Source organism: Vibrio sp. 2304 (assembly GCF_033339475.1).
Lineage (GTDB): Bacteria > Pseudomonadota > Gammaproteobacteria > Enterobacterales > Vibrionaceae > Vibrio > Vibrio alginolyticus.
Map to the genome: position 1 here is coordinate 1 of NZ_JAWOUQ010000061.1, position 697 is coordinate 697.

Annotated in this window: 1 protein-coding gene; it reads right to left on the bottom strand. The window is 40.9% G+C overall.

Features of this window, described 5'->3' with window-relative positions:
* Positions 1-71: 71 nt before the first annotated feature.
* Entirely contained in the window at positions 72-404 is a 333-nt protein-coding gene (locus R7P64_RS24245) for a DUF1904 domain-containing protein (protein WP_005483015.1), read from the bottom strand.
* Between the last annotated feature and the right edge of the window lie 293 nt (positions 405-697).

The following is a 697-nucleotide window of genomic DNA, read 5'->3' on the forward strand; positions in this document are numbered from 1 at the left end:
GTAGCATAAAGAGGAGCTGAGAAAAATAAACTTAAATAAAAAGAAAGACTCAGCCGCATCATACATCCCCTTTAGTAATGTTCACCATTATCATAGTAGGCATTTGGCGATAGTGCAGAAAAAATGACTGCTACATCAATATCTTCACCGACTACACCACGAACTTGTTGTGTAATTACTTTCGCCACCTTGTCTTGGGTCTCTTGTCCTCGATCAAACCACAAAACTTCAACAAAAGGATAAGCAGGACTTACCTCGCCCTCACTAAAGAAAGTTGTGTAGATGTACTCAAAAGTAAAATCTTCTCGTGGACTATTCATTAGTGGCTGGAGCTCGTCAGTCAGTGGCTTTGACAAAGCTTGTACTGCTTGAGGTTCTACAGCGCGAAATCGTAGATGTGGCATAAGGTTAATCCTATATTTGCATTGTCCTAAGATGATAACAGGAACAACAACGCTAATCATCCCAACAACAACTAGACGCGTTCTTAAAAATACCCAGAAAAACGCTAGTAAATATCAACAAGAGCTTGAGATTCCCATCAGTGACATACAACGACAAGGGATCACTAGCGGCTAGATATCAATCCCGCTGGAAATCTGCTGTTCTTTATATAGGGAAAGTAGATAAGAGATTAGGGCAGTTCAGACTTAGCTACCATTAGCTACGCGCCTAGAATCGCCTATTTGGGAACTTG